This window comes from Avibacterium paragallinarum (assembly GCF_011765605.1).
In the GTDB taxonomy this organism is placed as follows: domain Bacteria; phylum Pseudomonadota; class Gammaproteobacteria; order Enterobacterales; family Pasteurellaceae; genus Avibacterium; species Avibacterium paragallinarum.
Genome location: NZ_CP050316.1, coordinates 2,142,660 through 2,155,000, shown reverse-complemented (window position 1 = coordinate 2,155,000; position 12,341 = coordinate 2,142,660). Strand labels below are relative to the sequence as shown.

Here is a 12,341-nt window from a genome sequence, read left to right as displayed (position 1 = left end):
TATGAAAAGAAGACAAATTTTTACCGCACTTATCACGTTTTGTGTATTGTCCGCTTGCTCAACTTCACAAAAAGCCTTATTGCCAACTGGTGAGGAAACAATGCAGGCGATTTGGAATAAAGGGGGCAGTGGCGCACAGTTACAGGTTTATCGCGATAGCAATAACCGTCAGCTTGATCCTGTCAATTATATCGGCTTTAAAGAACAACGGGATTATACTCGCACGGCAGAAAATGAAATTAAAAACCTTTTTCCCAAGCTCCCTAATCCTGATTTAATTATGTATGTGTATCCTCATTTATCGGCATCAGGTGAGTCAATGCCGATCCCAGGGTATTCCACAGTGATCCCCTTTTATAGTCGCGTACAGTATGCACAGCCAGGTGAACGGACAAGGGGGTTATAATGGGCGTGTTTTCAGAGGTATTGGCGTCCTTTTTTCCTGATAAAGCGGTGGCTTCTCGTCCACGTCCAGAAAAAAGCAATCGCGTAGAAAAAAACGTTGAGAAAGAAACGCATTCAGTTGAGCCTTCATCTGGGTTTTCTGTGCCTCAAACTGTGAAGCGGAGTGGTAAATTAACCCAAGCAGCACATCATCAGCGTTTATATAGCAAACAACCCTCTTTTGTGGATTATTTGCCGTGGGGCGAATTTTTAGAACAAGAAGGCGTGATGTTATTAGATGATGTACGCAGTGTTGGCGTAGTATTTGATGTTAAACCTATTGGTACGGAAGGGCGTGGTGAGGACTATTTAAGTCGTGTACGCAGCCTTGTTAAAGACGCACTGCAAGACAGTTTTGATGAATTAGATAATTACCCGTACGTTGTGCAGTTTTATTGTCAAGATGAACAAGATTTACGCCCTTATGTGGAAAGCCTGAAAGCCTATATTGCCCCTGATATTGTGCAAAGTGCGTTTACGCAAGAATGGTTAAAAAATACAGAAAAACATTTAAAAGACATTAGTAAGCCAGGGGGATTATTTGTTGATGATCGCATTACCAATACGATCTGGTCTGGGCGTATTCGCCGTACGCGAATGGTCATTTACCGTTATGTGGGAAAAAATGAAGAACAAAGTGCGGTAGAAAGTTTAAATAATGCCTGTGAGCGGGTGGTTGGGGTATTAACGACCGCGGGGCTTCACTTAACACGCCAAACAGGCGAGCAAATCCATCAATGGTTACTCCGTTGGTTTAACCCTAATCCTGCGACGGCGTTTGATCTCGATAATGGCAGCTGCTATGACAAACTGCATCAACCAACAAGCGATGATTTGCCGTTTGTTGGGCAAGATTTCTCTGAAAATCTCTTTTATAACCAACCTGAAAGCAAACAGGATTATTGGTATTTTGATGGGCTACCTCACGAAGTGGTGGTTGTTGACAACCTAAGAAATACCCCAGCCATTGGGCATTTCACAGGTGAGGTACGGCGTGGTAAGAATATTAATGCCTTATTTGACTTGTTGCCTGAATCGACCATTATGGTGACAACTATTGTGGTGTATCCTCAAGACAAATTAGAAGCCCATCTTGAACGAATCAGCAGCCGTGCGGTAGGCGAAAATTATGAGTCGATTTACCTGAAACAAGATGTCAAAACCGTGATGGAATACCTCAAAGATGGTCACAAGCTCTATCAAGCCAGTCTGGCGTTTTATCTTCACGGTAAAGATGAAAAAGAACTCAAACGACGTTCTCGTGAACTTCGAACCATTTTACTGAGTAACAATCTTGTTCCCGTTAAAGAAAATGCTGAAATTGCCCCGTTGAACAGTTATCTTCGTTGGTTACCAATGAATTTCAATCCGCAGTTGGATATGAAAACCCATTACTATACCAAGTATTATTTTGTGCAGCACCTCGCTAATATGCTGCCTGTCTTTGGGCGGGAAACAGGCACAGGACACCCTGGCATTACCTATTTTAATCGCGGTGGTTCACCCCTGGATTTTGATCCCATTAATCCGAAAGACAGAGCCAAAAATGCCCATAAATTGCTGTTAGGGCCAACAGGATCGGGAAAATCAGCCACATTGAATGCCCAAATGGCACAACTAATGGCAGTACATCGACCACGTCTCTTTGTAGTTGAGGCAGGAAACTCCTTTGGCTTATTTGCCGATTACGCCCAACGTTATGGTTTAACGGTCAACCGTATTTCCCTTGAGCCGAGCAGTGATATTGCTTTACCGCTTTTTTCCGAAGCCCATAAACTCCTCGAAATGAACGTCGATGTTGAGGCGGTTATTGATGAGGAAGAGGACGATGAAGAGGGCAGTGAGCAACGTGATTTATTAGCTGAAATGGAATTGACCACACGCTTAATGATCACGGGCGGCGAGATGAAAGAAGATGACAAAATGAGTCGTGCCGACCGAGCCCAAATCCGTCGTGCCATTATGATGGCCGCCGAAAAAACCTATGCTGAGGGGCGACAAACCCTCGCGGGCGATGTTCGCGATGCTTTAGAGGCGTTGAGTCAACACCCCGATACCCGAGAGGAGCGACGTGCAAGATTGGCTGAAATGGCAGAGGCGATGGATATGTTCTGTACGGGAATTAATGGGAAGTTTTTTAACCGTGAAGGGGAAATTTGGCCAGAGGCAGACATCACCCTTGTGGATTTAGCGATGTTTGCCCGTGAAGGCTATGAAGCCGAGCTTTCTATTGCGTATATTTCCTTAATTAACCATATCAATAGCCTTGGGGAAAAATACCAACACAGTTTTCGTCCTATCGTCAATATTACCGATGAATCCCATATTATCACCGTCAACCCGTTGCTCGCCAAATTCTTGGTAAAAGGGTCAAAAATGTGGCGAAAACTGGGCATTTGGTTGTGGCTGGCCACGCAAAATATGGAGGATTTTCCGAAAGAGGCATTGAAATTGCTCAGTATGATTGAATGGTGGGAGTTGCTGAATCTGACCAATGATGAGATCGAAGAAGTGAACCGTTTTCGTCGTCTTTCTGAAGCACAAAAATTGATGTTACTTTCTGCGAAAAAAGCCGATAAAAAATACACCGAGGGGGTGGTACTGGCAACCAATATGGAAGCTTTATTCCGTGTCGTGCCACCGAGTATTTATTTGGCTCTGGGTATGACAGAAAAACACGAGAAAGCACAACGCCGAGCCATTATGGCTGAGCATCAGTGCAGTGAACTTGATGCAGCCCTGATAATGGCAAAACAGATTGATAAAGCAAGAGGAATTACTGATGAGCCAACCTAAGACAAGTCGTGTCGGCCTCTTATTTCAAGCTGACCCAATTATTCGTCCTTTTAATCTTGCCCCAGTTTTGCAAGATTTAGAGCGGCTTTGTAAGCAGATTTTGGAAAGAGTGGGGGATGTGCAACAGTTTATTTTGTATCCGCATCGTGTGTTCAAACAACGTGCGTGGCATATTAAGGTGATTGGCGAGAAAGGGATCACTTACCTTTTACTCAATATTGGTGGGTATTATCAATTTGTTAGCGAGATGAATGCCACACGGCTTTCTTTAAGTGTCGCCGATGACATTGATGCCTTTTGGTTTGCTTATGCGTTGAGTGAAAAACTCGGGATTTCTCCGACCATTCCGACTGGACTATTTGGCGGGGAGGCACAATGAAAACCCGTTCAAAAACACGCAAAATTTTGACCGCACTTTTAATCGGCGTATTGCTCTTTTTAAGTGTGCTTTTACTTGGCGTTGTCTTGGTGACTTATATGCCAGGACTGAATCTAAATCAATGGTTGCAGGAAACTGCCAATGGGTGGATGGCGTGGCGACTTTGCTTGTATGCGGTGGTAATCGGATTAATGTATCGTATTTATCGTGTTCGTCCGTTCTCCGTTCAACTGTGGGGATTGGTGATAGCGGTATTTCTCACCGTTGAAGGGCTGAATTTACTCTATCGATTATAAAGGGGAGGAAAAGATGACGTTTAATGTAGACAGCTATCTTGAATATTTTCTCACGTTATTGGGTTGGATAATCAACAATGGTCTATTTGGATTGCTCGCTAGTACAGGCTTATTTATTGCCCCTTTAATTGGTGTACTCATCAAAACGTGGTTAGAGGTGAAAAAGCAAGGGGCAGATGAGGGAAACAAAGGCGAATTGCTGATTGATTGGCTAGGCATACAATTTTTTCCTGCAATGCTGGTGATTGTGATCACCCTTGCCCCAATGTTACCGATTTCGCTCAATAATATGGCTTACAATGTGGAGCAATCGAAGCATTGTGGCTATAAAGTGCCATTAGCCCCTGAAAGAACAGGTTATGCCAATATGGTGAGTGAATTTGCCGATAAACAAGCCAAAGTGCCCTTGTTGTGGGGCTTGATGCACGCGGTGAATAAAGGGATTTTACACGGTGCGGTTTCAACCATTCCTTGTAAGCCTGATTTGCGTCAAATCCGTTTTGAAGTGCAACACGAAAAAATTAACAACCCCGCACTGCTGACCGAAGTCCGTCAATTTGTGCAGCAATGTTATTTGCCTGCTCGCCGTAAAGTGTTGGATAGCCAAGTAGCAATGAATGCCGCACAAGCTAGAGAGGTAAGCTGGCTTGGCGGGAAAATTTTAGTGAATAATAGTGAACTTTATCCTCGTTATCGTGCGATGCAACCGATGCAACGTTGGGCTTATGACCCTAACCGCGATCAGGGATTACCCAATACGGGCGAGGGCGGTTTCCCGCATTGCGATGAATGGTGGGCAGATAGCCAAGTGGGACTAAAAGATATGCTGCTTGCGGATATGCGACAAAACCTATCGGTGAAATTAGGCGAGCTGTTTACTGATGCGAATATTCAAGATGAGGCGTTACTTCGCACCTTATTACGCCCTGAAAATATTAATATTTCAAGGGGGAAAGCCTATGAGGGTTACGGCGGCAGTTTAGATTCTACACTCACGCATAATGTTTCTGCCGTGGTATCCGCATTGGGGATTACTGCGGGCAGCCTTGCTGCTTACCCAGGTTTTGATGCAATGCGTAATGCGTTGCCTATGATCCAAGCCTTACTGATTATGGCAGTCATTATTTTAACGCCGATTGTCATTATATTTAGTGGGTATTCCTTAAAAGCCATTGTAACGTTGATGTTTGTGCAGTTTGCATTAGTGACCGTGTCATTTTGGTGGGAGTTAGCACGTTGGTTGGATTCGTTTTTGATTAGCATTTTGTATAATTCCCCTGGTCATCAATCAGAAATCAGTTGGGCGTTTCTCCAAAATAGCCGTGATGACGTGATTATGAGCTTTGTGTTAGGGGTAATGTTTTTGGTTTTGCCTGGTGTTTGGGTTACGGCAATGTCTTGGGCTGGGGTCAATTTAGGACGATTAGCAGATAGCTTTCATAAAGGTTCTGAACAAGTCCAAAAAAGTGGTTCTAATGGACCAAAACTATTACCTGGGGGCTCCAAATTAAAGTAAATTACTAATAAAAATAGCAAAGCTGTTAAGTTAGGGCTTTGCTATTTTTGTTTAGTCTATTCGGCTACCGTTTGAGTAATAGCCATATCCTGAATGACCGCTTCTATAACCGTTATCGTCATCATCATTATTCACCGATAATATTTTATGAATAATATCTTTTACCTCTTTAGGAAGATATTGAAATGCAACTAAGAGTGCAAAACAGAGGATCAATGCAAATAAGTGATAGGTTATATAAAATAAAACGAAAAACAGGCTGAAAATACCGAGTACAATCATAACTTTCACCCATTTCACCACCTGCCAATGCTTAAATTTGTTAATCACATTTTCTGTCTTATCAACGAATTTTGCAAAACCTGTCATTTTCATTTTTGCCTCCGTTTATGATCTCCATAGGGTTGTACAATTTATATGCTGACTATTCTTGTCCTCTTGTGTAGAAAAGTCAATAGGCAATTTACAATGAATTTGCGTAATCATTTGACATTACAAAAAATAAAGCTACACTAAAAGTGTATCATAAAATGATACGATTGTGGTTAAATGAAAGACTAGTGGATTAAGGAGAGGGTGAGTTTTCGTTTATCGAGAGATATACGTTTTGCCTAGTACAAATATGAGATTACAAGTAAAACAATGGGGCAACAGTAAAGCGATTCGTTTACCGAAAGACTTTACTGAATCAATGAATTTAAATATGGGCGATTTTTTAGAACTAGAAAAGGTGGATGACAATACAATCAAAATTGTCATTGTTCCTAATGTCCCGAAAAAAAGAAGACTCACCTTAGCTGAACGTATCGCAATGACCTCTACTGAACAGCTCCCCGTTATTGAAGAATGGGATTCTCTTACGCCAATAGGGAATGAAATTTAATGGCTAAATACAATTTTAAACGAGGGGACATTATTACTGTGTGCTTGAATCCTGTTGTAGGAAACGAGTTACAAGGGGAGAGCCGTCCTGCATTGGTACTAAGTAACCATACCTTTCATAATTTAGGATTTATGATGATTGCTCCCATTACACAAGGTAATGCTACACTGGCGAGAAATAACGGTTTTGCCGTGACACTAAGTGGGACAGGTTGTAAAACACAAGGTGTTATTGTAGCGTACCAAGCCAGAATTATTGATTTTAAAGGAAGAAATGCAAAGAAAGTGGAGTCGGTGCCTGACTATATTTTAGCTGAAACACAAGATATTATTGAGGCAATTCTGAAAGACTAAATTGTTAGCTACAATTAAAAAGGTTCTTTTTCTTGTATTTGCGGTTGCTCTCTATCGGGCATAAAATCTGCTGATGCGACCAGTCCATTATTAAACCAATTATCCCAAATGTCATTGGTGAGAGTCATATCAATCACGTTCGGAATATAAATTGTTTTCTTTCATAGCCAATGCTCTTGTCTAATTCATCTTGTGTTGCAATAAAAAGGAGCGTAATAAATTGGAACGCCCCTTTTTTAGATACCTTGTTACAGTCTAAAGACCACTACGACGTATTTTGGTTGAAGCAAAGTTTTGTTTAATCGCTTTTTTTACATTACATTCGATAGAGTCGTCATATTGCCCATTCTTGTAAATGTCAACGCTAGGGTTATCAATTGTGTTAGTTCCTCTACCTTGGAGAAAGCCAACACGGTAAGAAATCCCGTTATTTTTAAGTTCCATCACATTCGTAATAAATCCTGAACCTACTGAGATTTCAGAGTTTTCATTAGCGATGACTTGTTTGATTGGATTTTTAAAACTAAATTGACCATAAGTATATTCATAATCACTGCCAACTTTTTTCACCATAATGGGTTTACCATCTGTTGCCGTGCAAGAAAAAATAATACTGCTATTATTTGCGGCAAGGGCATTAGTAGAAAAAAGTGCGGTTAAAATAATGCTTAAAAAAAGAGATTTACGCATAAGAAGCTCCTGTTATTTGAGACATTAATAATGTATCAATGAATGATTAAAAATGCGACTATTTTTTAGTTTGTTTTATTCAGGACATAATCAGCCTCTTGATTCCGACGTCGAGCATTTATTCCGCCGTTATCAACTTGTCGTCTTCTGATTGCATTGGCTAATGCAGTCATATCACCTGTATTGGCTGAGACCTTTGCTGCTTTTACCACGGACTCCAATTTACTCAGAGAACCATAATTGTAAGCCATCGAGGTTAAAACAGCTTGTGCATTAGGTGGTAATTTATCCCAAGTCTCGGCAGAAACGTTTCTTCTCGCAATATTTGCAAATTCCTTCGTTCTTCGAGCTAAATCACGCTCAGCATCTTCTCTGGTTACGGTCATTCCAGGTTGTACTTTGATCACCGTACCATCTGCTTTGGTTATCGTATCTGAGCCGTAGCCTAAACGCTGTGCATTCATATCCCATTTTGCTTTACCAATAAATCCTTCAAACTTTCTCAATAGACTTGTCGCTTGATCAAGAGAGGAACCATTGATGGGGGCAATCGGTTTATAATTGCCAGAATAGTTTCCACTTGCGTTATAAGGCGGTCTATAAGGCACAACGTTGTTCACAATCGGAACATCTAGGGCAATGTTTCGGCGAGGTAAGGCAATATCGCCTGCTTCCATATGATCTTCCACATTTGGTGTGCCGTAAGCTAAGTCATTGACACGTTTATCCACGTTGTCATAGCCCTCTCCATGGTTGCCAACATTGGCTTCGCGGTTGAGTTTGTTTTGAATCACGACAGATGCTGTGTTACTGGTGATCATTTTTTGCATATCCATTTCAAGTTTGACTTGAGAGATTTCTAAATCAATTTTATTTAAGGTTTTTTCCAGCTCTTGTTGTGCATTTTGATCGGCTGCTACATAGGGTTCGCGCATTCCTGCGAGTATTGCTCGACGAGCTAATAGCATTTTTTCCATCACTTTGGCCGTGGCGATTTCAGCACTTAAACGTTGGCTAAGCACTTCCACATCAGGATCTTCGCGTAAGGCTTCAATGAGTCCCCGTGTAACAGGAATGGTATTAGAGCTCAGTTCAGCCAGCATTTCTTTACTTGGCGTGTCCATATTCAGTACTTGTTCCAGTTTCTCTACGGTTCGTACATTTTCTTCTTCAATCGCAGGAGCCAACCCAACCCCTGCTTTTGAGCTGGTTTTCGGGCCACAATCTTCAGTACAGGTTGAAATGGACTGTTCACCAATGGTTCGGGTTAAAAAGTCGGAGAGTTTTTGTGGCGAATCAAAGGTTTGGCAGGCTGCCCCTGTGCAAGATTGCCCTGTAAGTGGGCTTTCATCTAAGGCGTTGCGGTTGTGTAAGAGGTTGTAACCCGCTTTAGAAACATCTTCAATCAGTTTGATTTGTTTTTGATTTTCACCACCGCGTTTTTGACCGCCAATCCATTCTTTACCATTTTTTCCTTTGTTATCTTCCGATTTTTTCTGTGCCTTTTGTGCATCGGGTTCGGTGGCCACAATGCTTTTGTAATTTTCCAAATCTGCTGATTTTGCCCAACGCCCATTTAATGTATAGTCAGCAAGTTGCTTAGACATCGCTTCACAACTGGTTTTCAGGCGATTAAAATCAAGCCGTCCTTGATAAACACCATTGGTTAAAATGTCATAAAGCTGTGGATTGGCTCGCTGAATAACCATTGCTGGAAGGCTCGCTACCGCCCCTTTTGCCGATTCCATCACGTTGCTCATCAAATCTTTAAATCCCTCCGTGATACCGTTTAATTGGTTTTTTACGGTGGTTTTTATATCAAAATTACCGCACATTAAATTGGCTTTCCAGCCAATCCCAAATTCAATGGCTTTCAGGGATTTTGCTCGTGTCGGTGGTGTCATATAGCCTGAACCGCCGCCGATTTGATAGTAAATTTGATCGGATAAAACGGAGTCAGATTTATTAAATTGAATGTTGTCTAACAGAGAGCTCTCTGCATAAATGGGAGATGTACTGAGTGCGAAAAGTACCGCAACACTCACTTTATTGAGTCGTTTCATTTTGTTTCCTTTTATTCGTTATCGTTAGACCAATCAATACTGTATAAAAAGGTTTGCCCACGACGCTTACAGCATTTATAAGGGCGCCATAACGCCCAGGCATAATTGCCTTTTTCAGATAACATTGTCGGCGGGGTATCAGGGAATGCACTGCAAGATTGTTGCATCTCGGGAGAGAGCTGTTGCCATTTATGATTATTGGCATTGCCTTCTTTAACAGGTTTGGGATACCAAGTGCCTGCACCGCCTGTTCTCGCCGCAGGCTGATAGATATGGAGTTGTCCTGTGCGGGTAACAATGTCGGCAACACGCTGTGCAATGACGGCTGATGCCTTATAATCATCCACTTGGGTTACCGCACCACCTCGTGGATAAATATTTCCCCACATCTCCGCCCCTGAACGTACTTCACGCATTCCTGGTATCAGTGCTTCAGGGTAAAACATCTCAGGCAAATTTTGTTGCCACGCAAAGTAATCAAGGCTACTTAAAAAATACGGCATAAATGGGGTGGTTTGGGTTTGGCAATAATACCCCGTGCTTTTTAACAAATTACCAATCGCCCCTTGAGGGTGTCCAAGTGCGGTCGCATTTTTAAAATTAAGCTGGCTGTAATTTTTTTGTGGTGAGCGATACTCACCGCCTTTGACTCCTTGAGACATCACATTCATTTCTGACCACGGATTTTGCCCATCGTGGTTATAGGCTGAAACCACCATTTCAGGTAAAAAGTGGCGTACTTTTGTTGAGGTGCGAACTTTGCAGCCAAAGTAAGTGCAGAAGAGCCAAAAACAGGTGCCAACCACCTTGTATTCTAAGCAGCTAGTTGAGGCACTCGATGCCATAATGGTTGCCGTATTGATTTCGCCTTGCGCTGTTGTAGTAAAAGCAAGTACGGTACAAAGTGCAGTCAGTTTTTGCGGGATTTTTATTGCCACGTTATTTTCCCTCTTTTTGATTTATCCATTGTTTCCAAAGTTGAATGGCATACTGAACATCAGTTACACCATAAATAACACCTTGACCAAATTGCGGGCTGTCAAATAACACTGCAGGCACTTTGCGAATACCCATTTGCCAGCCGATAATCACGCCTTGATAAGCCTGTTGTAATTCACGGATTTTCGTTTGGCTATCAGGATGTTGAAAGAACGCTTTAGCTTGATTTTCTGCTTGCGTGGGATTGCTACTTAAGGTTTGGCTAAGCGCATCTTCCCATTGTTCGACACGGTCGAGATGGTAAAGATGCTGAGCCAGTTGGGCATTTTGAATGGGGTAGGCTTGCGTGCTGAAAACCGTGATATTGACTTCGCTAGGAAGTTCAGCCCAAGCTGCTATGCTGATGCCTAAACACAAAAGAAGCGTTCGCTTTATCATGACCTTTTACCAAATGAAAGAGAAATAGCCTAACCTTAGCGAACTTCCAAAATGAACTGAATAATTAATTCTCTTTGAAATAAAAACAATTATTGTGAAAAGAAACAGCAAAAAAGGATTTTTTTATGAGAATGAATTTTGTATGATAAGGGCATTAAGTCAGCTACTTTGGTAGCCCTTAAAACGTTGCAGAACACCTGAAATAGCAACGGACTAGCCCGCTGTGGTAGTTGTGTTCATTGCCGAAATAACCTCAGCATTCTGAAAGAGGTTTCAGTGATTACACTGTGAATGTGTCTTTTATCTCACCTGTTCAGGGAAAACTGTCCCTGCAGGGCATTTATCCTTGAACCTATGTTTAACTTCAATGGAGAATGCATTATGAGCAATTCACTTCCTTTCGATCCCTTTGGATCATCTCAACAACCTGAAAAAGCTAAAAAATCTTTTTCCTACGTTTTAGGGCGGGGTTTAGGCAAAGCCGTGGTTTTTGCACGCAACAAATTATCAGGCGTGAGCCAAGCGGTTCATCATAGTATTGAAGATGATGTTCAGCGACGTTTGGCTGAGCAAGAAGCCTTTCACGAAATGTTGCAACAGCAACAGGAGATTTCCTATTGTGAAGAAATCGAAAAACTTAAGCGGCGTCATTTAAAAGTCGTTCTCTCAATGAGCTTAATTGGCTTATTGATGGGAGCAGTGTCCGCAGCTATCTTATTTTGGTATTACTAAACTAACGTTTAGATAACCTTGCTACGTCCTTTGGGGAAACATATTGCTTCCCACAAGGAGGTTGTGTTTCCCCAAATTTTTAAGGAGAAACACAATGAGAGTGCAAATTTTACTCTCGGCAATTGGAGATTATATGCCGAAATATCAGCATCTTGACAGCAAACCTCAGCAAGCCTTGATTGATGAAATTATTCAGCAAGCTAAAGTGGTTTGGGCTGCTCGCCAACCGCAAGAAAGTGCGGTGCGATTTTTACAAAAAATGCCCGCACAACATGGTTCACATTTTCGTTTTTTGGAGGTCACTCAAAAAGATGAAAATACCTTGTTGGTCTCAGGAGGGCGAACAAGATGAAAGCCAAGCTAAAGGCATTATTCCATCATTTACAGACAGTAACGTTATTACGCTTAAGTGATGATTTACGCAAAGGGGCTTACCTGATGGGACTTGGACTTGTAGGAACGGTTTTATCTTCAGACAACGTTTCTGTTCTTGAAGGGATTTTTCTCTTTCTTTTTGGTGCAGTTACTTGGATAATAGGTCATCTTTGTGCTTATTATACAGATATTAAGTCAAAACATACGCAAGGAGAGAAAAAATGAACTGGCCACTCTTTGTTATACTCGGTTTGTCAACGCTCTTTATAGGCACGTTTGTTGGGCTTTTATATTGGGCGAATTGGGATTTAATTAAAGCAGAGTTTTCAGAAGATGAAGCACTTGCTGACAAAGATCCCGAAAACAAATCGAATTAACCTTTCAACACCTATCTTAATCGTATCACGATAAGATATTCCTATCCTTAGGGGAAAACC

General features: G+C 41.8%; 17 protein-coding genes. 11 read left to right on the top strand and 6 right to left on the bottom strand.

All coding sequences use genetic code 11. From position 1 onward, the window contains the following. Position 1 precedes the first annotated feature (1 nt). Genes HBL79_RS10425 through HBL79_RS10405 form a run of 5 tightly spaced genes read left to right on the top strand, consistent with a single transcriptional unit; the run spans position 2 to position 5,431 of the window. A complete protein-coding gene (locus HBL79_RS10425; RefSeq protein WP_035686572.1) occupies positions 2-406 on the top strand; it encodes a TIGR03751 family conjugal transfer lipoprotein in 405 nt (134 codons plus the stop codon). Next, on the top strand, positions 406-3,240 hold the full coding sequence (locus tag HBL79_RS10420) for a conjugative transfer ATPase (protein WP_035686570.1): 2,835 nt from the start codon (positions 406-408) through the stop codon (positions 3,238-3,240). The genes HBL79_RS10425 and HBL79_RS10420 overlap by 1 nt, the downstream gene beginning before the upstream one ends. Next, the gene (locus tag HBL79_RS10415; protein WP_035686567.1) at positions 3,227-3,619 is read left to right on the top strand and encodes a hypothetical protein; all 393 of its coding nucleotides are present in this window, start codon (positions 3,227-3,229) and stop codon (positions 3,617-3,619) included. Before HBL79_RS10420 ends, HBL79_RS10415 begins: the two co-directional genes overlap by 14 nt. Then, positions 3,616-3,915 carry a hypothetical protein gene (locus HBL79_RS10410; RefSeq protein ID WP_035686564.1) on the top strand — a complete coding sequence of 100 codons (300 nt, stop codon included), beginning with the start codon at positions 3,616-3,618 and terminating at the stop codon, positions 3,913-3,915. Before HBL79_RS10415 ends, HBL79_RS10410 begins: the two co-directional genes overlap by 4 nt. 13 nt (positions 3,916-3,928) lie before the next feature. Then, positions 3,929-5,431: a conjugal transfer protein TraG N-terminal domain-containing protein gene (locus tag HBL79_RS10405; protein WP_035686560.1), complete on the top strand. Its 1,503-nt coding sequence runs from the start codon at positions 3,929-3,931 to the stop codon at positions 5,429-5,431. A gap of 51 nt (positions 5,432-5,482) precedes the next feature. Here HBL79_RS10405 and HBL79_RS10400 read toward each other — a convergent pair whose 3' ends face one another. Then, a complete protein-coding gene (locus HBL79_RS10400; RefSeq protein WP_035686559.1) occupies positions 5,483-5,806 on the bottom strand; it encodes a DUF3742 family protein in 324 nt (107 codons plus the stop codon). A gap of 247 nt (positions 5,807-6,053) precedes the next feature. Here HBL79_RS10400 and HBL79_RS10395 point away from each other — a divergent pair, with 247 nt between their 5' ends. Then, complete coding sequence (locus HBL79_RS10395) at positions 6,054-6,314, top strand: AbrB/MazE/SpoVT family DNA-binding domain-containing protein (protein WP_035686676.1); 261 nt, start codon at positions 6,054-6,056, stop codon at positions 6,312-6,314. Beyond that, positions 6,314-6,667, top strand: a complete 354-nt coding sequence (locus tag HBL79_RS10390; protein ID WP_035686557.1) for a type II toxin-antitoxin system PemK/MazF family toxin — start codon at positions 6,314-6,316, stop codon at positions 6,665-6,667. Before HBL79_RS10395 ends, HBL79_RS10390 begins: the two co-directional genes overlap by 1 nt. A 14-nt stretch (positions 6,668-6,681) precedes the next feature. Here the strand turns inward: HBL79_RS10390 and HBL79_RS12630 are convergent, their stop codons facing one another. The 5 genes from HBL79_RS12630 to HBL79_RS10370 all read right to left on the bottom strand — a co-directional run bounded on the left by HBL79_RS12630 (position 6,682) and on the right by HBL79_RS10370 (position 10,797). Then, complete coding sequence (locus HBL79_RS12630; protein ID WP_458574933.1) at positions 6,682-6,795, bottom strand: AbrB/MazE/SpoVT family DNA-binding domain-containing protein; 114 nt, start codon at positions 6,793-6,795, stop codon at positions 6,682-6,684. A gap of 127 nt (positions 6,796-6,922) precedes the next feature. Then, positions 6,923-7,357, bottom strand: coding sequence for a hypothetical protein (locus tag HBL79_RS10385; RefSeq protein ID WP_035686554.1), 435 nt, complete (start codon positions 7,355-7,357; stop codon positions 6,923-6,925). 65 nt (positions 7,358-7,422) lie between these two features. Then, entirely contained in the window at positions 7,423-9,420 is a 1,998-nt protein-coding gene (locus HBL79_RS10380; protein WP_081637520.1) for an integrating conjugative element protein, read from the bottom strand. A gap of 11 nt (positions 9,421-9,431) precedes the next feature. Beyond that, positions 9,432-10,352 (bottom strand): TIGR03756 family integrating conjugative element protein, encoded by a 921-nt coding sequence (locus tag HBL79_RS10375; protein ID WP_035686672.1) that lies wholly within the window; start codon positions 10,350-10,352, stop codon positions 9,432-9,434. Positions 10,353-10,359: 7 nt separating this feature from the next. Further along, a complete protein-coding gene (locus HBL79_RS10370; RefSeq protein ID WP_035686546.1) occupies positions 10,360-10,797 on the bottom strand; it encodes a TIGR03757 family integrating conjugative element protein in 438 nt (145 codons plus the stop codon). Positions 10,798-11,178: 381 nt separating this feature from the next. Here HBL79_RS10370 and HBL79_RS10365 point away from each other — a divergent pair, with 381 nt between their 5' ends. From HBL79_RS10365 to HBL79_RS10350, 4 genes are all read left to right on the top strand, one after another. Then, entirely contained in the window at positions 11,179-11,529 is a 351-nt protein-coding gene (locus HBL79_RS10365; protein ID WP_035686545.1) for a hypothetical protein, read from the top strand. A 94-nt stretch (positions 11,530-11,623) separates the two neighbouring features. Next, complete coding sequence (locus HBL79_RS10360; protein ID WP_035686543.1) at positions 11,624-11,881, top strand: hypothetical protein; 258 nt, start codon at positions 11,624-11,626, stop codon at positions 11,879-11,881. Beyond that, a complete protein-coding gene (locus HBL79_RS10355) occupies positions 11,878-12,129 on the top strand; it encodes a hypothetical protein (protein WP_046097287.1) in 252 nt (83 codons plus the stop codon). The genes HBL79_RS10360 and HBL79_RS10355 overlap by 4 nt, the downstream gene beginning before the upstream one ends. Next, a complete protein-coding gene (locus HBL79_RS10350; protein WP_156127753.1) occupies positions 12,126-12,281 on the top strand; it encodes a hypothetical protein in 156 nt (51 codons plus the stop codon). Before HBL79_RS10355 ends, HBL79_RS10350 begins: the two co-directional genes overlap by 4 nt. The last annotated feature ends 60 nt before the right edge of the window (positions 12,282-12,341 follow it).